Genomic DNA, 22,455 nt, shown 5'->3' on the forward strand with positions numbered 1-22,455 from the left:
ATGGACGCTATTCTCTTTGTCAATGAACCGGCGGAAAAAAGGTGTTCAGGACGCTGCCCGAACACCTTTTGTTTAGGAAATGTTTTTGCCTTTCGCGCTTTTCGCGCTATCTGAATACTCCCAGCATTCGATCCCGTCATCATCAGGGAGCACATCTCTGTAAAAGACGGGGTCCTTTCCGGCTTTCTTTTGCCGGGCATAATCGCTCAAAGCGGCAAACGCTTTTTTCGACAGAAGGAAAATCGCGATTAAGTTCACGACCACCATTAAACCCATGAACAAGTCAGCCATATCCCACACAAGCTGGACTTTGGAAATACAGCCGAACAGTACCATTCCGAGCACGCAGATGCGGTAAATGAACAGCCATTTTTTGTTCTGGCTTAAAAATCCGATATTGGTTTCTCCGTAATAATAGTTGCCCATCAGAGCGCTGAAGCCGAACAAAAGCATTAAGACGGCAAGGAAACCTGACGCCCACGCGCCGATATGGTCGCTCAAGGCGGCCTGAGAAAGCGCGATGCCGCTCAGTCCCGGCTGGTGATAAGCGTCTGAAAATAAAATGATAAGCGCCGTGCTTGTACAAATGACGAGCGTATCCGTCAGGACGCCGAATGCCTGAATGAGCCCCTGTTTCACCGGGTGGCTCGTCGTAGCTGTCGCCGCCGCGTTCGGAGCGCTTCCCATACCCGCTTCATTTGAGAAAATCCCGCGTCTTACACCTTGCATCAAGGCCGCACCTAAAGCGCCGCCCGCTGCCTGATCAATGCCGAACGCATTTTTTACGATTAGCGACAGAACGCCGGGCAATTGGGTGATGTTCGTCAGAATGACAAAGAAAGCGACACCGATATATAAAACGGCCAAGACGACTACGATGTATTCCGCCATTTTCGCAATTCGTTTGACGCCGCCGAAGATTACGCCGCCGAAAACCAAGATTAAAATAATGCCCAATGTAAGACGGCTGGTGCCGAATGCGTTTTGAAAGGCGACGCTGATCGTATTGGATTGAACGGAATTAAAAACAACCCCGAATGACAGTGTGATTAATACGGCGAACAGCGCGCCCATCCAGCGTTTCTTCAGGCCTTTTTCCATGTAATAGGCAGGTCCGCCGCGGAATCCGTTTTGATCTTTTACTTTATAAATTTGGGCCAGCGTGCTTTCAACAAAGCTTGAAGCCGAACCGATGACTGCGATAATCCACATCCAGAAAATAGCGCCCGGACCGCCGAGTGCGATTGCAATGGCGATTCCGGTAATATTCCCTGTTCCGACACGCGCCGCCATACTGATGCAAAATGCCTGAAACGGGGAAATGCTGTTTTTTGTCCGGGCGGCCGCGCCTTCCTTCAAAACCCGGATCATTTCCTTCAGCATGCGGATTTGCAGACCCTTTGATCTGAACGTAAAAAACAGTCCCAGAGAAAGAAGCAGTACGATTAACAGTTTTGACCATAAAAAATCATTTGCCGAGCCGATTACATTTTCAAGGAATTCCTGCATCCAATCACCTCTTGGTTCGTTTGATTAAAAAATACTGAGCTCCCACTCCTGTGCGATATGTTTCAGCAGCATGCCGCCTGTCAGGCTGTTGCCGTATTCATCAATGGCCGGACCGTAAATGCCGATGCCGCAGCCGTTATGAAAAGGCTGTTCTCTTCTGGCGCTTGGGGGAACCAATGCCATAATGCCGCCGGATACCCCGCTTTTGGCCGGGACGCCGACGAAAGCCGCATATTTGCCTGACGCATTGTACATCCCGCACGTCAGCATCAGGGCTTTGGCGAGTTTCGCGACATCTTTCGGAATGACCTGTTCCCGTCGGATCGGATGGTAGCCGTCATGGGCAAGTATCAATCCGATTAAAGCGATGTCCTCGGTTGTACTCTCCATGGCGCACTGCTTTAAATACACTTCAAGCGTTTCTTCCACATCCGCCTCGAGAAAGTTTGTTTCTTTTAAATAGTAGGCGAGTGCTCTGTTCCGATGTGCGGTCTGCCATTCAGAACGGAAGACCTCCTCGTGAATGTGAGGCCGTTTCCCTATTAATTTTTCAAAAACGGAAAAGAGATATTCTAATTTATTATGCGCCGTTTCACCCGGAAGCAGCGAGGCGACGGTAATGGCGCCGGCATTGATCATCGGGTTGAAGGGCTTCCCGGGTTTATGGATTTCAAGCCGGATGATAGAATTAAACGCATCACCTGTCGGCTCCACGTCCACACGATCGAGCACATAAGGAATGCCTCTGGACATGCAGGCGGCAATAAAGCTGATGACTTTTGAGATGCTCTGCAATGTGAACGGGACATTCCATTCACCGGCATGAATCATTGAGCCATCCGGCTCTAATATGCAAATGCCCAGCTGAGAGTCGTTGATTTCTCCAAGGGCGGGTATATAATTTGCGCTTTTTCCATTGACGGAAAACGGTCGGTAATGCTCGACCCAATCTTGTAAAAGTGAAGCCAGTTCCTCTTTTTCAAGGCGCTCTCTGACCATATCTTTCATAACATTCCTCCTCTATTGCAAGCCTGTCCGAAGCGGAAACCGGTCTTGGAAAACGTTTTCAAAAATAGCGTGTTCCATGTTAATGTATAATGACATCTACAGAATCATACAAAATACGACAAAATCATTCTTAAAATAAGCCGATAGATTTATAAATCAGCCGGAGTGTCCCGCCATTCGGGTCTAAAGAAATTTGCGGACTGTATCGGTCTTATTCAAAATAGACAGAAGAAGGAAGTGATTGTGATCAGGCTCGACTATTTACTGAAAAAAGACGGCTATCTTTTCGCTCTTATGCTGATCACCGTGCCGCTGGCGGGGGAACTGAAATTTTACCCCCTGAATGAGGTATATCGGATCAGCTTCGGCGCCCCGGCTTTTTTCTTTTTCTTCTGCTGCTTCGGCATGTGCCGGCGGTATTGTCAGGGCTGTTGACAGGTGCAGCCGTTGTGGCATTCCGAATCGGCCTGGCTTGCTGGGGAGGAGAGCATGCCGGATTTACGGCGGCTTTTTTCAGCCAATATCCCAGTTTCTTTTTTACTTTACATATGCCTGCTTGTTTTATGTGCTGAAGGTCAGGCTTTTTTGGGATCGGCCGCTCATGATCGGGTTTCTCGGTTTTCTCATTGAAATGGCGTCCGATGCCGTTGAAATGACGGTTCAGTTTTCCGGCGGCAAGCAGATTATGATCCCGGACAAGCTGGCGGATATCGCGGTTATCGCTGTTTCTCACACATTTATTGTGCTGAGTTTTTTCAACGTGATGAAGCTGCACGAATCTCAGGTCAGGGAAAAACAAACGAGAAAGCAGCATGAGCACATGCTGATGATTGTATCTAACTTATATGAAGAAACGATTCATTTGAAAAAACGTTAAAAACGACGGAGCATGTGACGAAAGAATCCTATCAGCTGTATCGGGAAATGAGCGGGAACGACCGGGAGCTCGGGAGCCGAATGCTGCGCCTTGCGGGAGAAATTCATGAAGTGAAAAAAGACAATCAGCGAATATTCGCCGGCCTGTCGAAGCTGATTTCAAATGAGAGATTCCGGGATTACATGAAGGCCGCCGATCTGGTCGGCCTCGTTATCCGCATCAATGAAAAATACGCCGAATCTTTAGGCAAAGACATTCAATTCAAAAGCGTGATTGAAGGAGAACACCCCGATTATCACGTCTTTACCGTCCTGTCGATCTTAAATAACCTGACCGCCAATGCCGTCGAAGCCATGGGTGACAGGGGTGAGATCCGCCTCGCGCTGCGCAGGGCTGAGGGAGAGATGGCTGAATTTGAGGCGGAAGATGACGGTCCCGGCATTCCGGAAAAAATCGGAGAGGTCGTTTATGATCCCGGTTTTACGTCCAAATACGATGAATTCGGCACACCTTCAACGGGCATCGGGCTTTCATACGTGAAGGAAATCGTAACCGAACTTGACGGAGACATTTCCTTTCATAACAAGCCAAAAGGCGTCATATTTACGATTAAGCTGCCGGTGAAGCATTTGATTGCAGAAAGGATGAACTCATAATATGCGTTTTTTATAGCTGATGATGACCGGGCGATCCGTTCCATTTTAAAACAGATGATTGAGGACGAGGACTTAGGCGAAGTCGTCGGTGAGGCAGAGGATGGAAGCCAGATTGAAGGGCATTATCTCCATTTCAAACAAGTCGATATTTTATTAATTGATCTGCTGATGCCGGGTCGGGACGGGATTGAGACGATACGGCATCTTCAGGGGTCGTACAACGGAAAAGCAGTGATGATATCGCAGGTGGAGGCAAAGGAAATGGTGGGAGAAGCTTATTCTCTCGGCATCGAATACTTTATCCATAAACCGATCAACAAAATCGAGATCGTCACCGTTTTGCGAAAAGTAAAAGAGCGGATTGAACTGGAAACGTCGATCGGCGACATCCAACATTCATTAAGCCGTCTTATTCAGCGGAATGAGCCGAAAAAAAGCGGGCCGGGGGGGATGCATGAGAAATCAATCAAAGAAACAGGAAAATTTCTTTTATCGGAATTAGGCATCGTGGGAGAAAGCGGGGCGCATGACCTCATGGCCGTCCTTCACTATTTATTTGAGGATGAACAGGCGGAAAGAAACATCCCGTCTTTAAAGCAGATGTTTACAAACGCCGCCATCCGGAAGCTGGGGCCTGCGGCGGCACAAGCCGAGGTTAACAGAGAAATCAAAGCCTCGGAACAGCGGATCAGAAGGGCCATCATTCATTCGTTAAACCATTTCGCTTCATTGGGCACAACTGATTTTTCAAACCCCAAATTTGAATATTACGCCTCGAAATTCTTTGATTTCCCCGCTGTCAGCAAGAGAATGAAAGAAATGCAGGCCAAGGAAACCGTGCCGCTTTCTCCGGTTAAAGTGAATATGAAAAAATTCATTCACGTCTTTTTCTTGGAGGCGAAAGATTTACGCGAAGGATCAAAATTTGTCAGCGGAGGAAGCCGATAAGCGGATAAATAGGGTTTACATATATAAGGTTTTGTGTAAAATAATGTTAACTAAGAAGGAACGGAGGGATCCTGATGGCTGATCAAATTCCGGTTTTCGCACTAATGAAATAGTGTCAAAGTCTCTGCCTTGAGGGCGGAGGAAACCGGGATTGTCTGCCTGAATAAGGAACCTGACATAATAGTGAGGGGGCGGCGATTATGCCGCCCTCTTTTTGGCGTCTTCACATATCTCTTTCTCCTCCGCCTAAAGGCGAAGCTCTGTGTCAGTCAATAAGGGAAATGGGGAAACGAAATGACAAAACAAAGGGAAATAGAATCCGTTCTGAACATCGCAAAGGAAAATGGCTTACGGTTAAAATATGAAGGGGCGGACATAAATGAAACGGGTATGGACTTCCAAGTCGTATTTGCTGAAGATGACAGCGGCGTGACATGGGTGCTCCGAAAGCCGCGCCGTCCCGATGTTATCGAAAGAGCGGCTGCAGAAAGCGATGTTCTCGCGTTTCTCCGCAGCCATGCCGCGGTATCAGTCCCCGATTGGCGGATTCATACACCGGAACTGATCGCTTATCCGAAACTGGACGGAATACCCGCTGCCGCTATTGATCTGGATAAGAAACAGTATGTCTGGAATATGGAACACGAGCCGCCTTCAGACGGTTTTGTCGGCTCGCTTGCCGCGGCATTAGCCGGGCTGCACGGGGCAGACCCGGATGCGGCCTCCAGATCCGGAATTGAAATTATAAAACCGGATGACGTCAGGCAAAGGGCGGCGGAATCAATGGATCATATAAAAAAGAAATCGGGGTTTCAGAACAGCTTTGGAAAAGATGGCAAACGTGGATAAATGACAGCTCGTACTGGCCTGATTTTTCCGCGCTGATCCATGGCGACTTGCATCCTCCGCATATTTTGATCGGCGAAAATCAGCGTGTGACGGGTCTCCTCGATTGGACGGAGGCAAAGGTTGCCGATCCGGCCAAGGATTTTGTCCTTTATCAAGTGATATTAGGAGAAAGAGAAACAAAACGGCTGATGAAGAGCTACGAAGCTGAAGGCGGGCGCGTCTGGCCGAAAATGCAGGAGCATGTGACAGAATGGCAGGCCGCTTACCCTGTGGAAACGGCGAAGTTCGCGCTTCAGACGGGGCAAGAGGAGCATATGCAAATGGCGCGGGACATGCTCGGCCTGTCCGATCCGAAAGGTTATTGACTTCCGCCGGATGACAGCGTATGATACATTTTAAAATCATAGAACGGATGAACAATGCTGAGGAAGAGTAAGTACGCATCAGCGCGCGGGGTTCAGAGAGTCGGTGGCCGCTGTGAACCGATCCCCGTCCGGTGCCGAATGGGCTTCTGAATTGCTGCGCTGAAATGACAGTAGGCGGTGCCGGGATTCTTTCCCCGTTATCAAGAAAGGAGTATTGAAACCCTGAGTTTCTGTACTTTTTGAGAGAATGGCTTTTCAGCCGTTAATAAAGGTGGCACCGCGAAAACCTCGTCCTTTGATGGACGGGGTTTTTTTGTGTTGTTAAGGAGGTGATGGCCATGGAAAGTGACTGGAGACGGGCAGACAATCAAAAAAGGAGGGATATTCATGGTGATCGCAACCGACGATCTTGAGCTCACGTGCCCGCATTGTGAAGGAACCGGCGAGGAGAAAGAAGGGACGCCCTGTCCGAAGTGCGGCGCGAAGGGCGTCATATTGACCGCTCAAGGAAACACGCTGCTGCATTTTATCAGAAAGCATATGGATCAGTGAAATCAAACGAATATGTAAAGAAACAGCACAAAACAAAAAAGCTTGTAGAAAAACATCGTTTTCTCTACAAGCTGCTTTTTCATTCTTCAAAATAAGGATTCACATGGATGAGCACTTCTTCAACATCTGAAAAGTGTCTTTTGATTTCATTTCGGATTTCGCGGGCTATATCGTGTCCCTGCTTAATCGTCAAATCATGATCCAAAGATAACCGGACATCAAGCAATTTATAGTGGCCGTGTTCTCTCGCTCGGATTTTATCGAGCCGTTTGACTTGAGGACAATGCAAAATAACCGCTTTATATTCCTCTATCAGTTCGGGATCGACACTTTTTTCCATGAGAACATCAACAGACGGCCTGATTAATTCCATTGAAATCTTAAAAATGAGGTACGCCACGATGACACTGGCAATTGCATCGGCGTACAACAGATAGGACCATCCGCGTGTGTTCCCGATAATCGCCAATAGGACGCCGATAAAAGCGGCAAGAGAGGCAACGATATCGCCTTTATGATCGTATGCAATCGCTATAATCGCTTTACTGTTCCATTTTTCCCCTTGTTTGATCGAATAACGATATAAGATCTGCTTAGCCACGTAGGATATCAGAGCCGCAAACAATGCGCTGTATTGCGGGATGCTTGGACCTTCAACAAAGGACGAAATCGCTTCTATCAGAATATACACGGAAACGAGCACTAATATGATTCCTACAATCGCTTCGCTGATGACCTCAGCTTTGCCATGCCCGAAAGGATGGTCTTGATCGGGCGGCTTATTAGAAATACCGATGACGGCCAGGACAGCAATTGAAGCCACGACATCCGCTGCAGAATGTATACCGTCGGCAAAAACTGCTTCACTATCGCCTATCAGTCCAAAAAAGATCTTTCCTGCCATTAAGATCAGATTGGCTATCAATGCAATCAAAGCAACTTTTTTGCTTATTTGTTCTCTTTCACTTGTCATTTTTTCCTCCTATAAAACTGCACAAAAAAATAGGAGCGCTTTTGATTCGCTCTCCGTATCCTTTCTTGTGTAATCACTTTGCTTATCATATCAATTCAGTTTCGAGTGGGTCTATAGCAAGGTTGTTTCCTGTTTACTAATAAATAAGGTGACAGAAAAAAAGTTGGAGCAGGGCTAAATAGTACATAAACAAAATTGCGCTGAATTTAAAAATGAACTGTTGACATTTGAATATTTATCTTTTATTATTATCTTGAATTCAAGATATTTTAATTCAAGGTAATTTAATTAGAGTGCAGGATAAGAACCTGCCGATCGTTTCGTTTTTTGATCATATGCTATTTGATTTTTTATACCATAATATCTCGAATTCGAGATAAAGGGGAGTGCGAGAGAAATGGCTGAATTTGTACAGCTGGTGAATGAAAGAAGATCTGCAAGCAACTTTCTTCCAGAACATCCAATCACAAGAGATGAGCTCAACGAAATGTTTGAATTGGTTGCGTTGGCTCCATCAGCTTTTAATTTGCAGCATACAAAATATGTGACGGTTCTTGACCCGGAGGTAAAAGAAAAGCTGAAGCAGGCCGCAAACGGACAATATAAAGTGTTCAGCTCATCAGCGGTTCTTTTGGTTTTAGGGGATAAGCAGGCATATCAGCAAGCGGCTGGCATCTATGAAGGGTTGAAGATGCTGGGGGTATTAAATAAACAAGAGTATGATCACATGGTTCAAGACACCGTTTCGTTTTATGAAAACAGGGGAGAACTGTTTAAGAGAGATGAGGCGATAAGAAATGCTTCACTTTCTGCGATGATCTTTATGCTGACTGCTAAGGAAAAAGGCTGGGACACCTGTCCGATGATAGGGTTTGATCCTGAAGCCGTGAAACAGATTTTGAATATAGATGATCAATTTGAGGTCGTCATGATGATTACAATCGGGAAAGAAAAATAGAAAGCAGAAGGCCGCGCGGCTACCGAAAGCCTGTGAATGAGTTTGTGGAGTATATTTAAATATTTGTAAAGGAGCGGATAAAAATGGCTAAAAAAACGATGGGAATCCATCATATTACAGCAATTGTCGGCCACCCTCAAGAGAATGCTGATTTCTACGCGGGAGTGCTGGGGCTGCGATTGGTCAAGCAAACGGTCAATTTTGATGATCCGGGTACGTATCACCTTTATTTTGGGGATGAAGGCGGGAAGCCGGGAACAATCATCACATTCTTTCCGTGGGCGGACGCCCGTCAAGGCGTCATTGGAGACGGACAGGTTGGCGTGACATCTTACGTCGTGCCGAGAGGTGCCATGGCATTTTGGGAAAAGAGACTTGAAAAGTTCAACGTGCCATACACAAAAATCGAGCGTTTTGGAGAACAATATATAGAATTTGATGATCCGCATGGCCTGCATTTAGAAATCGTGGAAAGAGAAGCAGGGGAGGTCAATACGTGGACTTTCGGAGATGTAACCCCGGATGTTGCCATTAAAGGCTTTGGCGGTGCAACCCTGTTATCAGCACAGCCTGAAAAAACAGGTGAACTGCTGGAAAACATCATGGGGCTTGAGCGAGTCGGCAAAGAAGGAGACTTCGTTCGTTATCGTTCTGCCGGTGATATCGGGAATGTGATTGATCTTAAATTAACGCCTATCGGCCGCGGACAAATGGGTGTCGGCACAGTGCATCACATCGCTTGGCGGGCTCAGGATGACGAAGATCAATTAGATTGGCAAAGATTCATTGCTGCGCACGGATATGGTGTGACTCCTGTTCAGGATAGAAACTATTTTAATGCGGTTTACTTCAGAGAACATGGGGAAATCTTATTTGAGATCGCAACTGATCCGCCGGGCTTTGCACATGATGAATCACAAGAAACAATGGGGGGAAAATTGATGCTCCCTGAGCAGTATGAACCGCACCGGGCACAAATTGAACAAGGGCTGCTGCCGTTTGAAGTAAGAGAATTAGATTGATTTGACACATAAAAAATAAAGAAACATATAGTCAATTGATGATTGCTGGATGGTACCGTCCAGCAAAGAATCAGATGAAATCAAAGATAAGGAGAGATAAAAATGGAAGATGCAGGACTATTACTTATTCGAATCATGATTGGTGTGGTGTTTCTGTTTTATGGATCACAAAAATTATTCGGCTGGTTTGGCGGATACGGGATTAAAGGAACCGGACAATGGTTCGAGTCAATTGGAGTTAAACCAGGCAATGCCGCGGCCGCTTTATCAGGTCTCGGGGAACTCGCAAGCGGAATTTTATTTATTTTAGGTGTATTCCTCCCGCTTGGAGCTGCTATCATAACGATCATTATGTTAGGTGCCATTGTAAAAGTTCATGGAGCGAAAGGGTTTGCGAACGGTGCCGGCGGTTTTGAATATAACGTGGTGCTGATTGCCGTCTCCATCGGAGTTGCACTCATCGGTTCAGGGGCGTACGCTTTGCATTTTTAATATAAGTATCTAAGAACAGTTACTGAAAAGCGGTAACTGTTCTTTTATTTTTCAAGCACGACGTTAAGGTGCTCTGAATCGCAAAAAAGAGGATATGATCCATATAAATGTGTATAGTGAATGTACGAGTATTGATGAGCTTGGTCATGAAAGACGAGCCGATTTGAAGGAGGGTTTTGATGAAAGAGCTGACAGACTTACATTCATTAGATTCTATCGAGAATTTTATTAAGCAGCATCAATTCAGTTTTATCTACATTTCAAGACCTGCCTGTACAGTATGTCACGCCGTTCTGCCGCAGCTCAGAAACGTATTGGATCAGTTTCCGAATATCAAATTGGGGCATACCAACGCTGACGAGGTAGAAGAGGTTGCCGGCAGATTTTCAGTCTTCACTGTCCCCGTGCTTCTTTTGTTCATTGATGGGACTGAGTTTCTGAGAGAAGCCCGCTTTGTTCATTTTGAACAGCTCGAAGAAAGGCTGAAAAGGGTTTATCAGTTATATCAAGATGTATAAAGCGTTACTTTACAAATAAAAAGCCCCCCTTTAAGGGGCTCAGGCTGTCGAGAAAATCTCGACAGCCTTTATTTTCCCCTTAAAATATCCATTCCCTTGTCATAAAATAAAAGACCCGCACAAGAGACGCTTCTCAAAACACAGCCGAATTCGTTCTGTTTGACCAACTCGTCGAAGAGGATCACCTTCTTCGAAAAATTGATAAATACATAGATTTCTCTTTCATCGTTGAAAAGGTCAAACCTTACTGCAGCGAAAATAAAGGCCGCCCCTCACTTGATCCGCTGATCTTATTCAAAATGATGTTGAAGGTTGCCGCATACCCAGCCAAGCAAGGCTAGGCATATGTAAAGAAACAGCAAAAACAAAAAAGCTTGCAGAAAAAACATCATTTTCTCTACAAGCTGAAGGCCGTTATCCGGCCTTTTTTGCGTTATTCGGACCGGGGTTCTAAAAAACGGGACCCGCCCAAGTCTTTTCTCATCAGATAGATATGGAAAAAATATTCTCCGACGGCGATGATCACGGCGGAAATAAGAGCGGCAAACGCCAGTCTTCCTCCGGAAATGCCCATGGACAGCGGCATTCCCATCAGCCAGACAACAAGAAACGCGATTCCGAAATCAGCGGACGCCGCCGTGATATTATTCCATCTCGGAAGCACATACAGGTCGCCCGTAAAGTAGGAAACGGCTCCCAGCACAATGGTCATCAGCAGTACGTCACCGAATGTAAAGCGAAAACCTAAGCCGAGTATCAGATACAGAATAATGATGGTCATAATGCCTTTAATGGCAAGCGCTTTAATGTGTTCCATGCGAATTCCTCCTTATGGAAATCATGTTAGTATGTTTCCTCATAACGTGAAATATAAACCCTTTTTTCGTGAACATTTGTTTTCTGGCTTTTGTCTGTCATCACTGGGCCGCGGCTGAATATGATGAAAGGAGAAAATACGGGAGGTGTCATGATGGCAGTCGTAAAAGCGTCGAGCGCCGATGTCGATCTAATGGCAAGGCTGCTCAGGGCGGAAGCGGAAGGCGAAGGGAAGCAGGGAATGCTTTTGGTCGGCAATGTGGGAATCAATCGGGTGCGGGCGAATTGTTCTGATTTTAAAGGCCTGCGCACCATCAGGCAGATGGTGTTTCAGCCGCACGCGTTTGAAGCGGTGACTCACGGATACTTTTACCAGAGACCGCGTGAATCCGAGCGGAGGCTTGCCCGCAGGAACATTAACGGAGAACGGTTTTGGCCGGCTAAGTTCAGTCTGTGGTATTTTAAGCCGCCGGGCAACTGCCCGCAGACTTGGTATGGCCAGCCGTTTGTCGCCAGATTCAGATCCCACTGCTTCTATCAGCCGACTGGTGAGACGTGCGAAAACGTATACAATACATTTTAATCCCGGGCGCACCGTTCTTAAAATGAACGGTGTTTTTTTAATGTTTTGTGAAGAAAAATAGGAAAAAAGTGCGCTTGACGGATGACTAGCCAAAAAGAAACAGAGGGGGTTTTCTTCCGGCGGGGCAAGCTTTGTCGAAACAATGTGAAAAATGTCTCCCGCCGTTCATTTTTCAGCCTTACAAACCCTTCACACTTCTTCATAGCGGTTTAACATTTCTTTTTTATAATAAGGGCGATCAATGAGACGAAAGGGGAACTGACATGACACATGACGGCCGTATAGATGAATTGATCAAGGAATTGGAGAACAAAAGCTTTCAGAACAATACGTTTGACCGCCGCGCATTTATACAGGGCGCCGGGAAAATCGCCGGTCTTTCCCTCGGGTTAGCGATCGCGCAATCCATCGGCGCGTTTGAAGTGAATGCCGCTCCGAAATTTTCAAACTATCCGTTCACCCTCGGCGTAGCTTCCGGCGACCCGCTGTCTGACAGCGTCATTCTCTGGACGCGTCTTGCCCCTGACCCGCTGAATGGGGGCGGCATGCCGAAGCAGGCCGTGCCGGTAAAATGGGAAATCGCCGCAGATGAACATTTCCGTCACATCGTCAAACGCGGAACGGAAATGGCCAAGCCGAATCTCGGACACTCCGTCCATGTCGAGGCGGACGGGCTCAAGCCCAATAAAGTGTACTATTACCGGTTTAAAAGCGGGCATGAGCTCAGCCCCGTCGGCCGGACGAAAACGCTGCCCGCTCCCGGCGCTGACGTATCCGCCATGACGTTTGCATTTGCCTCATGCCAGCAGTATGAACACGGCTATTATACGGCGTATAAACATATGGCGAAGGAAAAGCTTGATCTCGTATTCCATCTCGGAGATTACATTTATGAATACGGACCGAACGAATATGTGTCAAAAACGGGAAATGTCAGGACGCACAGCAGCGCCGAAGTGTACACACTGTCAGATTACCGCAACCGCCACGCCCAATACCGCTCTGATGCCAATCTGAAAGCCGCCCACGCCGCATTTCCGTGGGTCGTGACGTGGGACGATCATGAGGTGGAAAACAATTATGCCAATGTTATCCCTGAAAAAGGCCAATCCGTTGAAGCGTTTGTGCTCAGGAGGGCCGCAGCTTATCAGGCTTATTATGAACACATGCCGCTCAGGCGCATGTCATTGCCGAACGGTCCTGATATGCGGCTGTACAGGCAATTTTCTTATGGCAATTTAGCATCGTTCAATGTGCTTGATACGAGACAGTACAGAGATGATCAGGCCAACGGCGACGGGAATAAGCCGCCTTCTGATGAGTGGAGAGACCCGAAGCGCACATTGATGGGGACAGAGCAGGAGCAATGGCTCTTCGAAAATTTAGCCGCCTCAAAAGCGAAGTGGAATGTGCTGGCGCAGCAAATCTTTTTCGCGCAATGGAATTTCGGAACAACCGCCAATCCGATATACAGCATGGATTCATGGGACGGCTACCCGGCTCAGCGGGAGCGGGTCATCAATTTTATAAAAAACAAAAACCTGAACAATGTCATCGTGCTGACGGGTGATGTTCATGCAAGCTGGGCGTCAAACCTGCATACCGATTTTAATCAAACGAATTCAAAAATTTTCGGAGCCGAATTCGTCGGGACTTCCATTACATCTGGAGGAAACGGGGCGGATAAACGGGCCGATACGGATCAGATCTTAAAACAAAACCCGCATATTAAGTTTTTCAACGATTACCGCGGCTATGTCCGCTGTACGGTGACGCCTGCCCAATGGAGAGCGGATTACAGAGTGGTGCCGTACGTGACGGAGCCGGGGGCTGAGGTTTCCACGCGGGCTTCATTCATTTATCAAAAAGACCAGACGGGGATTCGGAAGGTCTCTCAAGCGGCGGTTGCAGGCGGTTTAAAGCAGTCAGACGAGGTGGAAGAGGATCGTTTCTTCGCCCATAACAATGCGCATGAAAAGCAAATGAGAAAGAAACGGGCCAAAATCTCACAATAAGGAGGCGCATTCATGTTTTCAAATATCGGCATTCCCGGGTTGATCCTGATTTTCGTCATCGCTCTCATCATTTTCGGACCTTCAAAACTTCCGGAAATCGGCCGTGCCGCCGGCCGCACGCTGCTTGAATTTAAAAGCGCCGCAAAAACATTGGTCTCAAATGAAGAGCCGGACAAGCAGACGGCTGAGAAAGACAAAACGGCAGGCTGAATCCTGACATGGGGGCAGACGAATCCGCTTCTGCCTCTTTCTCTATAAGGAGGATGTACGATTGGATAAAAAAGAAACCCACTTGATCGGGCATTTAGAGGAAGTCCGGCAGCGTCTCATTAAAACCGTTATCGCCTTTCTCGTGTTTTTTATCGGCGCCTGCTGGTTTGTGCAGGATATTTATGACTGGCTGATCAAGGATTTGCATGGCAGGCTGGCCGTTTTAGGGCCGAGCGAGATTTTATGGGTGTATATGATGATTGCGGGAATATGCGCCCTTACGGCAGCGATTCCGGTTGCGGCCTTTCAGCTCTGGCGTTTTACGGCGCCGGCTTTGACCCCGTTTGAACGCCGCGCCGCTTTGCTTTACATTCCGGGGCTTTCGGTTTTGTTTATTATCGGAATTTCCTTCGGGTATTTTGTGCTGTTTCCGATTGTGCTCGGATTTTTAACACAATTATCCGCCGGCCATTTTGACATGGTATTTACGGCGGACAAGTATTTTACCTTTATGCTGAATCTTACATTGCCGTTCGGATTTTTGTTTGAAATGCCTCTGGCCGTCATGTTTCTGACACGGCTCGGAATCGTGAATCCAACCCGGCTGGCAAAGGCGCGGAAGCTTTCGTATTTTTTGCTGATCGTCGTCTCGGTGCTGATTACGCCGCCGGATTTTATGTCTGACTTTCTCGTCATGATTCCGCTGCTCGTCCTCTATGAAATCAGTGTGACGCTGTCCCGCATCGTTTACCGGAAGAAATGGGCCGAGGCGCCGCCGTCTGCAGCTTAGTGAAGTTCGCCTCCGCCGGTCTCAATATCGTCCTCATGCGCCGCGGCGGTCACCGCGGCGATTTTGAGTGCTTTTGTCACGAGATCCAGGCTGAGGCTCGGCGCAGACTTCTGCAAGGTTTGCTCCGGAATGTACGGGATGTGTATAAACCCGCCGCGGATGTGCGGATGATGGCAGGTGATTTCATCCATCAGCCCGTAAAAGAGATGATTGCATACAAACGTCCCCGCCGTGTAGGATACAGCCGCGGGAATGCCTTCCTTTTTGATTTCCTCAACGATCCGTTTAATCGGAAGGCCGGTCCAATAGGCTGCGGGACCGCCTTGAGAAATGTTTTCTTCGACAGGCTGGTTTCCTTCGTTATCCGGTATGCGCGCCTCATTCAGATTGATCGCGACCCGTTCCGGCGTGATCTGCATTCTGCCGCCTGCCTGTCCGACACAAATGATAATGTCAGGCTGATGCTTTTTGACCGCTTCGCGCAGCACGGCAAGAGACTTATAAAAAACGGTCGGCACTTGTTCAGATACGATAGAGGCGGGGCCCTCAGCGGCACCGTCCAGCCGTTTGACCGCTTCCCATGAAGGATTGACCGTTTCCCCGCCGAAGGGGTCAAAGCCTGTCAGCAATACTTTTTTCTCCATATAAAACCCTCCTTTTCTTTTTACCATACTCTATAATGGACATATATTCCTGCCGAAGGGGGAAACATGTCTTGAATTCGCCTCTGGTGCAATACCGATCTTTATTTCCGGCGCTCCGCACACATACGATGCTCGCCAGCTGCTCTCAAAGCGCTCTTGCCCTGCCGGTTTCAAAAGCGGTCAATGACTATCAGGAAAGCCTGCTTCAGCATGGCGGAAACTGGGAAGAAGCCATTGGACGTACGGAGCAGGCAAGGTGTGAATTTGCGAGATTGATCGGCGCCCATCCTGAAGAAATCGCCGTTTTACCTTCAGTAACGGCTGCTGTCTCTGCCGTCGTTTCTGCTTTACCGGATTGCCGAAAGAAACAGGCGGTGTATACGGAATTGGATTTTCCGGCGATCGCCCACATTTTGAAGGCACAGACTGAGATGGAGCTTTCAGTCGTGCCGTCTGAAGATGGAATGATCCCGCTAGAGCGGTATGAGACGTACATATCGGAGCAGACGCTTTTCACCTGTGTGCCCCATGTGTCATATACGTCGGGGTTTGTCCAGGATATGAAGCGCATTGCCGAGATATCCGCAAAGAAGGGATCGCTTCTTTTTGTCGATGCTTATCAATCGGCGGGGCACATCCCGATTGATGTAAAAGAATGGGGAGTTGATATGCTGGCCGCGGGTGCGAGAAAGTATATGCTCGGCATACCGGGAACGGCGTTTCTTTATGTCAGAAAGGAACTTGCCGAACGGCTGAAGCCGAAAGTCACCGGGTGGTTCGGGCAGCAGCGGGCGTCGATGCTGGATTTAACCCGTTTTTCTTATGCGGACGGAGCCAAACGCTTTGAGACCGGAACCCCGGCATTTATCAGCATATATGCGGCACAGGCGGCTTTATCTCTATTAAACGATGCCGGCACAGACCGCATTCACCGGGAAGTAAAAAAACTCAGCGCATTTGCGTATGAATACGCTTCTGAAAAAGGACTGAATCTCACAGGGCCGCCGTCTGCCGATGACAGACCCGGCATGATTTCCATACGGGATGAAAAAGCGGCGGAAACGGCTGCGCTGTTGAGGCGGAAAAACATCGTATGCGCACCCAGCGGACAAATCATCCGGCTGGCGCCTCATTTCTATAACACGGCTGACGATCTGATCTATGCGATTGATGAACTGGCTGAAGCGCGCGGTATATAAAAAAAACAGCAGACTCCCGGGGAGTCTGCTGTTTTCTTATGAATGATTCACTTTGACCCGTTTCATAAAGAAAGCGCTGATCAAGCCGATAACGGCGACAATCATCGCGAAGATAAAGGCGTGCTGGACGCCCGCAATCAGCGCGTGAGAGTATGCGGAAGGATCATTCGGGTTTTTCGCGGTGCTCATATAATTCTTCTGGCCGGCCGCCATGATGCTGACCGCCACCGCAGTGCCGATTGCGCCGGCCATCTGCTGGAGCGTATTCATAATGGCTGTTCCGTCCGGATAAAATTCCGGCGGCAGCTGATTTAAGCCGTTCGTTTGCGCCGGCATCATGATCATGGAAATACCGATCATCAGGCATGTATGAAGCGCGACAATCAGAAGCGCCGTTGAAGCGCCGTTAATGTTTGAGAAAAACGAAAGCACAGTTGCCGTGATGACAAACCCGGGAATGACAAGCCACTTCGGCCCGTATTTATCAAACAGACGCCCCGTCACCGGAGACATAAAGCCGTTTAAAATACCGCCCGGCAGCAGGATGAGCCCGGACGTAAACGCCGTCAGCATCAGTCCGCTTTGTAAATACATAGGCAATAGGAGCATTGTCGATAAGATAACCATCATACAGATGAACACAATCACGACACCGAGAACAAACATCGGATAGCGGAAAGCGCGCAGATTCATCATCGGCTGCTTCATTGTCAGCTGCCTGATGGAAAATAAGATGAGCGCGATCGCGCCGACAGTGAGCGAACCGATAACCGTCGGGCTTGACCAGCCGTCTGATCCTTCGCCCGCATTGCTGAATCCGAATACGATGCCGCCGAACCCGATCGTAGACAGTATAATGGAAAGCACGTCAATTTTCGGTTTTGTAATGTCAGACACGTTCTGCATGTAGGCGATGCCGAATAAAAGAGCCAACACAAGAAACGGCAGGGAAATCCAGAAAATCCAATGCCAGTTCAAATGCTCTAACACAAGCCCTGAAAATGTCGGACCGATCGCAGGAGCGAACATGATGACAAGCCCGATCGTCCCCATCGCCGCTCCGCGCTTATGCGGCGGGAAGATGACGAGGATTGTATTAAACATCAGCGGCAGCAGCAGCCCGGTTCCTAAAGCCTGCACGATTCTTGCCGCCAAAAGAAACGGAAAGCTCGGCGCAAGCGCTGCAATCAGCGTGCCGATAATGGAAAAAGCGAGTGAAACGATAAACAGCTGTCTCGTCGTAAACCATTGTAAAAGCAGACCTGATACCGGCACAAGAATACCGAGAACGAGCAGATAGCCCGTCGTCAGCCACTGGACGGTCGCAGGAGTGATATGTAACTCCTTCATCAGATCAGTCAGGGCGATATTCAGCGCCGTTTCACTGAACATGCCGATAAACCCTGCCGTCAGCAAAGAAATCATGATCGGCATGACTTTATATTGTTTGGAAGGCTGAGCGTTTTCCAAAATCATTCTCCTCTCTTTCTATACGTACATGTCTCTCGTATTTTATGTCTTCAGCAGGTTGGGGATTTGTTTAGAAATATGGAGGATCGGCATTTTGTCTTTTTTGGCTAAGGACACAATGATGCCGCCTTCTATCATGGCATTTAAAACAGTGCTGATTTCCGCCGCTTTCTCATCAGAAAAACCGGCTGATCTTAATTTGCCCGCGAACAGATTCTCCCATTCCTGATAAGCGCTTTGACAGGCCTGCCGGAGCTTTTCGCTCTTTAAAGCAGTCTCGGCAGCCAGTAAACCGACAGGAAACCCTTCAAAATTCTCCGGACATGTGAATTGCCGTGATAAGTCCTGTAAAAACGCTTGAATGCTTTCCGCAGGATCAGGATAGGCATCAAGACTTTCTTTTATTTTCATACGGATATAATGGCTCATTTCATTGACAGCCTCAATGGCGAGCTGCTCTTTGCCGTCCGGAAAATGATAGTAAAGAGAACCTTTCGGCGCACCGCTTTCTTTAATAATCTGATTCAGTCCCGTGCCGTAATACCCCTGAAGCTGAAACAGCCTGGTTGCCGCGGCGAGGATTTTTTCACGAGAATCTCCATAGCTCATAATGTTCCCACCTTACTGATTTGTGACAAATTTAAAATATAGTGACTGGTCTATTATCCTGATTTCGCATGACGGTGTCAAGGATTTTTAAACGGTTTTTTCTCCGGAAGATTGCCTGACAAGCGCGTTGACCGGTCAGAGGAAAATCATCATAAATAAAGAAAAGGAGAGAAAAGAATGAAAAACAATTCATGCCCTTCATTACATTTATCACGGCTTTGCTCTTCATCGCGGCCGGCTGCTCCCAATCTCCTCAAACGAAAGAAACACCGCCCCAGATGGTAGCCGCAGCCTCTGCGAAAAAAGACGGACTTCCGAATATTAAAATTCTTGCCACCGGCGGCACAATTGCAGGCGCTGCTCCTTCGAAGACGTCCGCTACGGAGTACAGGGCGGGGGCAATCGGAGTTGATGCCCTGATTCAGGCCGTTCCGGAGATAAAAGAGGTCGCGCATGTGAGCGGAGAACAGGTTGTGAATATCGGCAGCCAGAATATGAATAACGAGACACTGCTGAAACTTGCAAAACGGGTAAACAAGCTGCTCAAGTCTGATGATACAGACGGCATTGTCATTACACATGGAACAGACACACTTGAGGAAACCGCCTACTTTCTCAATCTGACGGTCAAGAGTGACAAACCCGTTGTTGTCGCCGGGTCAATGCGGCCGTCCACGGCGATCGGAGCGGACGGGCCGTCCAACTTATATAACGCGGTAAAAACAGCGGCTGCGCCTGAGGCGAAAGGCAAGGGGGCGCTTGTCGTATTAAATGACAGAATCGCTTCGGCGCGTTATGTGACAAAAACCAATACAACCGCGGCAGACACATTCAAATCGGAAGAGATGGGTTATATCGGAACAATTGCTGATGACATCTATTTTAATAACATCATGACCCGAAAGCATACGAAGGATACAGATTTCAAAATAGACAAACTTGATAAACTGCCGCAAGTCGATATTATATACGGCTATCAAAATGACGGAAGCTATCTCTTTGAAGCTGCCGTAAAATCAGGGGCGCAAGGCATTATTTTTGCAGGCCCGGGAAACGGCTCAATGTCTGATGCGGCGCAAAAAGGCGCCGTAAAGTCGGTCAAAAGCGGGCTGGCGGTCGTCCGCTCCACAAGGACGGGAAACGGAACGGTAACACCTAATCGAGAGTATGAAAAAGACCATTTGACAGCTTCAAACTCTCTCAACCCTCAAAAAGCGCGGATTCTGCTGATGCTCGCGCTGACAAAAACGCATGACCCTAAGCGGATTCAAACCTATTTCAATGAGTACTAGGAGAAGAGAACCGGGTGTTCTCTCCTTTTTTTGTTTGCCGTATTAAAGTATAAGTGTGCTTTCGGGAAAGGGGCGTCTTTCTCATTTTTCCGCCTCTTTTTCAATTGTTGAAAACAGTAAAAAATACTCTATTTTTTCCTTTTCTTCTCTAATAAAATGAAAATTGCAAAAAATTACATAACAGGAGGAAAGTTCATGAAACAAATCAAAAGCAAAATCCTAGCGATTCTTACAGTCTGCATGCTCTCCGTCATTTCCGTATTTGCCTTCCAGCCGACCGTATCGAAAGCTTCCTCAGAGCATAACCCGGTTGTCATGGTCCACGGAATCGGCGGGGCGTCCTTTAACTTCGCGGGAATCAAAACGTACTTGGCATCCCAAGGCTGGTCAAGAAATGAGATGTACGCCATTGATTTTCTGGACAAAACCGGAAACAACAGACACAATGCACCGAGACTGTCCAATTACGTGAAAAAAGTGCTCAGCGAAACAGGTGCGAAAAAAGTCGATATCGTCGCGCACAGCATGGGCGGCGCCAACACACTCTATTACATTAAAAATCTTGACGGCGGAGACAAAATCGCAAACGTCGTCACACTCGGCGGAGCGAACGGCCTTGTGACCAACCGGGCGCTTCCGGGGACTGATCCGAACCAAAAGATTTTATATACATCGATTTACAGCTCAGCGGACTTAATCGTCCTGAACCCGCTGTCACGGCTGATCGGCGGGAAAAACGTGCAGATTCACGGTGTCGGACACATCGGACTTTTGATGAACAGCCAAGTAAACGGGCTGATTAAAGAAGGTCTGAACGGCGGCGGACAAAATACAAATTAACAGTTTCAAAGCCTCGGAGAATGAGAATATCCCGGGGTCTTTTTTTCTTCCATATTCTTTTTTCGCCGTAAACCAAGCCCTCTGAAGTTATTTTTGTTAAAATAATAAAGTTATATCAGAATTCGGAGGGTTTATTGTGGGAAAAGTGAAAAGAAACGCCCCTTGCCCATGCGGCAGCGGGAAGAAATATAAAAAATGCTGCGGAAGCAAAGAAGCTGCCATTCCGGCAGACATCGCGGCAAAAGAAGCGAAACAGATTCAGGAAAGCCTAATGGAGTACGCCTTTACAGCACATAGAGACGGCATATCATCATTTATTAACCAGCACGCGTTCATTACGGAGCTGGACAGACAGACTAAAGACATCGGAGTCTTCAACCTCGGCATTTGGGGAATTTTCTTTCGTCCGCTGGCAGGCGGCAAGACGATTTTTGAAGAATATCTTCAGAAAAAAGCCGGCGGCATCAACCGCCCGAAAACACGGGAAATCGTTGAATCATGGAAAAGCATGACACCTGCCGTTATGGTGCTTGAAGATGTGAAAGAAGGAATGATTCACTTTGAAGATGTGATGACGAAAAAACAATTCAAAGTGGAAATGGACGTCAGCCAGCAGGATCTTCCGCCGGCGGGAAGCCTGATTCTCGGCTATCCGATCCACGAAGCGGAAAAAGCGGAGTTCTTCATGCAATTTACGATCTTCCCTGTGAAGCGGACCGAAGCTCTAATCAGCAAAGTGAAAAAGGCGGCTGCCCCGGCTCTTGCGGAAGGAAAATCGCCTGAGCGCTTTATGCAGGACAACTTCGACATTGTGCTGGCCGCTCTTTTAGGAACGGCGGAAGAGCCTGAGCAGGCTGCTGAAGAAAAACAGACAGAGTGGGCCAACGACATGGAGAAGGAAACGGCAGACGCTATTGAAAAAGGCCTGAGCGGGGATGAATACCCGGCTGAGCTGGTTCCGGCCGTAATTGATCTGTGGAAAACGTTCTGTGTCAAAAAAACACCGACGATCAGAAAGCCTGAAGCTTTCGCGGCGGCGGTCGAATATTACGTAAACAGCATTTCTCTGAACGGCGCGTCCGTTTCTCAAGCCAAGCTGGCGAAGAAGTACGGCGTCAGCGCCTCAACGATTTCCAGCCGCTATAAGGAAATCGAGGGTGCTCTCACGGATGAAGCCGAACGCTTCGCCGCAGCTCTGACATCTTAATACACAGCCAAAAAACCTTGAAGGGCAAACGCTTTTCAAGGTTTTTTCTATAG

20 protein-coding genes, 4 pseudogenes and 1 other annotated feature are annotated in these 22,455 nt (G+C 47.9%); of the genes and pseudogenes, 17 read left to right on the forward strand and 7 right to left on the reverse strand.

Annotated features, from left to right (window positions below; genetic code table 11):
- Positions 1–72: 72 nt before the first annotated feature.
- Together D368_RS15225 and D368_RS15230 are read right to left on the reverse strand one after the other, a co-directional pair.
- Positions 73–1,509 (reverse strand): alanine/glycine:cation symporter family protein, encoded by a 1,437-nt coding sequence (locus D368_RS15225; protein ID WP_101562658.1) that lies wholly within the window; start codon positions 1,507–1,509, stop codon positions 73–75.
- 24 nt (positions 1,510–1,533) lie between these two features.
- The gene (locus tag D368_RS15230; RefSeq protein WP_017419333.1) at positions 1,534–2,517 is read right to left on the reverse strand and encodes a glutaminase; all 984 of its coding nucleotides are present in this window, start codon (positions 2,515–2,517) and stop codon (positions 1,534–1,536) included.
- 243 nt (positions 2,518–2,760) lie between these two features.
- On the opposite strand from D368_RS15230, the pseudogene glnK reads away from it, so the two are divergent.
- The 4 genes and pseudogenes from glnK (at position 2,761) to D368_RS15250 (ending at position 6,764) form a co-directional block, all read left to right on the forward strand.
- Positions 2,761–4,050 (forward strand): annotated as a pseudogene (gene glnK, locus D368_RS15235) (two-component system sensor histidine kinase GlnK).
- Between the two features lie 12 nt (positions 4,051–4,062).
- Positions 4,063–4,998 carry a glutamine utilization two-component system response regulator GlnL gene (glnL, locus tag D368_RS15240; RefSeq protein WP_128574950.1) on the forward strand — a complete coding sequence of 312 codons (936 nt, stop codon included), beginning with the start codon at positions 4,063–4,065 and terminating at the stop codon, positions 4,996–4,998.
- A gap of 294 nt (positions 4,999–5,292) precedes the next feature.
- Positions 5,293–6,212: pseudogene (locus D368_RS15245) on the forward strand (macrolide 2'-phosphotransferase).
- A gap of 48 nt (positions 6,213–6,260) precedes the next feature.
- Positions 6,261–6,511, forward strand: a binding site (T-box leader).
- A gap of 88 nt (positions 6,512–6,599) precedes the next feature.
- Positions 6,600–6,764, forward strand: coding sequence for a tryptophan RNA-binding attenuator protein inhibitory protein (locus D368_RS15250; RefSeq protein WP_015388747.1), 165 nt, complete (start codon positions 6,600–6,602; stop codon positions 6,762–6,764).
- Positions 6,765–6,843: 79 nt separating this feature from the next.
- Here the strand turns inward: D368_RS15250 and D368_RS15255 are convergent, their stop codons facing one another.
- A complete protein-coding gene (locus D368_RS15255) occupies positions 6,844–7,737 on the reverse strand; it encodes a cation diffusion facilitator family transporter (protein ID WP_058906537.1) in 894 nt (297 codons plus the stop codon).
- Between the two features lie 397 nt (positions 7,738–8,134).
- On the opposite strand from D368_RS15255, the pseudogene D368_RS15260 reads away from it, so the two are divergent.
- The 5 genes and pseudogenes from D368_RS15260 to D368_RS15280 all read left to right on the forward strand — a co-directional run.
- Positions 8,135–8,754, forward strand: a pseudogene (locus tag D368_RS15260) (nitroreductase family protein).
- A gap of 24 nt (positions 8,755–8,778) precedes the next feature.
- Positions 8,779–9,717 (forward strand): ring-cleaving dioxygenase, encoded by a 939-nt coding sequence (locus D368_RS15265; RefSeq protein WP_128574951.1) that lies wholly within the window; start codon positions 8,779–8,781, stop codon positions 9,715–9,717.
- 102 nt (positions 9,718–9,819) lie between these two features.
- Entirely contained in the window at positions 9,820–10,209 is a 390-nt protein-coding gene (locus D368_RS15270; RefSeq protein ID WP_003156689.1) for a DoxX family protein, read from the forward strand.
- A 179-nt stretch (positions 10,210–10,388) separates the two neighbouring features.
- Complete coding sequence (locus D368_RS15275; protein WP_071392173.1) at positions 10,389–10,727, forward strand: thioredoxin family protein; 339 nt, start codon at positions 10,389–10,391, stop codon at positions 10,725–10,727.
- Between the two features lie 155 nt (positions 10,728–10,882).
- Positions 10,883–11,032, forward strand: a pseudogene (locus D368_RS15280) (transposase); the annotation flags it as partial.
- A 128-nt stretch (positions 11,033–11,160) separates the two neighbouring features.
- Here the strand turns inward: D368_RS15280 and D368_RS15285 are convergent.
- Positions 11,161–11,544 carry a DUF2512 family protein gene (locus D368_RS15285; protein ID WP_003156684.1) on the reverse strand — a complete coding sequence of 128 codons (384 nt, stop codon included), beginning with the start codon at positions 11,542–11,544 and terminating at the stop codon, positions 11,161–11,163.
- Positions 11,545–11,697: 153 nt separating this feature from the next.
- Between D368_RS15285 and D368_RS15295 the strand changes: the two genes are divergently transcribed.
- The 4 genes from D368_RS15295 (at position 11,698) to tatC (ending at position 15,141) form a co-directional block, all read left to right on the forward strand.
- A complete protein-coding gene (locus D368_RS15295) occupies positions 11,698–12,126 on the forward strand; it encodes a cell wall hydrolase (protein WP_003156683.1) in 429 nt (142 codons plus the stop codon).
- 263 nt (positions 12,127–12,389) lie between these two features.
- A complete protein-coding gene (locus D368_RS15305; RefSeq protein ID WP_128574952.1) occupies positions 12,390–14,141 on the forward strand; it encodes an alkaline phosphatase D family protein in 1,752 nt (583 codons plus the stop codon).
- A gap of 12 nt (positions 14,142–14,153) precedes the next feature.
- The gene (locus D368_RS15310) at positions 14,154–14,351 is read left to right on the forward strand and encodes a twin-arginine translocase TatA/TatE family subunit (RefSeq protein ID WP_003156681.1); all 198 of its coding nucleotides are present in this window, start codon (positions 14,154–14,156) and stop codon (positions 14,349–14,351) included.
- 61 nt (positions 14,352–14,412) lie between these two features.
- Positions 14,413–15,141, forward strand: a complete 729-nt coding sequence (gene tatC / locus D368_RS15315) for a twin-arginine translocase subunit TatC (protein ID WP_071392170.1) — start codon at positions 14,413–14,415, stop codon at positions 15,139–15,141.
- Here tatC and pcp read toward each other — a convergent pair.
- A complete protein-coding gene (pcp, locus tag D368_RS15320; RefSeq protein ID WP_128574953.1) occupies positions 15,138–15,785 on the reverse strand; it encodes a pyroglutamyl-peptidase I in 648 nt (215 codons plus the stop codon). The genes tatC and pcp overlap by 4 nt on opposite strands.
- A 71-nt stretch (positions 15,786–15,856) precedes the next feature.
- Here pcp and D368_RS15325 point away from each other — a divergent pair, with 71 nt between their 5' ends.
- A complete protein-coding gene (locus tag D368_RS15325) occupies positions 15,857–16,984 on the forward strand; it encodes an aminotransferase class V-fold PLP-dependent enzyme (RefSeq protein ID WP_128574954.1) in 1,128 nt (375 codons plus the stop codon).
- Positions 16,985–17,020: 36 nt separating this feature from the next.
- Here the strand turns inward: D368_RS15325 and lmr(B) are convergent, their stop codons facing one another.
- The gene (gene lmr(B) / locus D368_RS15330; RefSeq protein WP_007609218.1) at positions 17,021–18,460 is read right to left on the reverse strand and encodes a lincomycin efflux MFS transporter Lmr(B); all 1,440 of its coding nucleotides are present in this window, start codon (positions 18,458–18,460) and stop codon (positions 17,021–17,023) included.
- A gap of 36 nt (positions 18,461–18,496) precedes the next feature.
- On the reverse strand, positions 18,497–19,063 hold the full coding sequence (gene lmrA / locus D368_RS15335; RefSeq protein ID WP_017419341.1) for a transcriptional regulator LmrA: 567 nt from the start codon (positions 19,061–19,063) through the stop codon (positions 18,497–18,499).
- 191 nt (positions 19,064–19,254) lie between these two features.
- Between lmrA and D368_RS15340 the strand changes: the two genes are divergently transcribed.
- The 3 genes from D368_RS15340 (at position 19,255) to D368_RS15350 (ending at position 22,402) form a co-directional block, all read left to right on the forward strand.
- Complete coding sequence (locus tag D368_RS15340) at positions 19,255–20,355, forward strand: type II asparaginase (protein WP_128574955.1); 1,101 nt, start codon at positions 19,255–19,257, stop codon at positions 20,353–20,355.
- Positions 20,356–20,550: 195 nt separating this feature from the next.
- The gene (gene estA, locus D368_RS15345) at positions 20,551–21,195 is read left to right on the forward strand and encodes a lipase EstA (protein WP_007409033.1); all 645 of its coding nucleotides are present in this window, start codon (positions 20,551–20,553) and stop codon (positions 21,193–21,195) included.
- A gap of 136 nt (positions 21,196–21,331) precedes the next feature.
- Complete coding sequence (locus D368_RS15350; protein WP_015416739.1) at positions 21,332–22,402, forward strand: helix-turn-helix domain-containing protein; 1,071 nt, start codon at positions 21,332–21,334, stop codon at positions 22,400–22,402.
- Positions 22,403–22,455: the final 53 nt, after the last annotated feature.

This window comes from Paenibacillus lentimorbus NRRL B-30488 (genome assembly GCF_000411595.1).
Lineage (GTDB): Bacteria > Bacillota > Bacilli > Bacillales > Bacillaceae > Bacillus > Bacillus velezensis.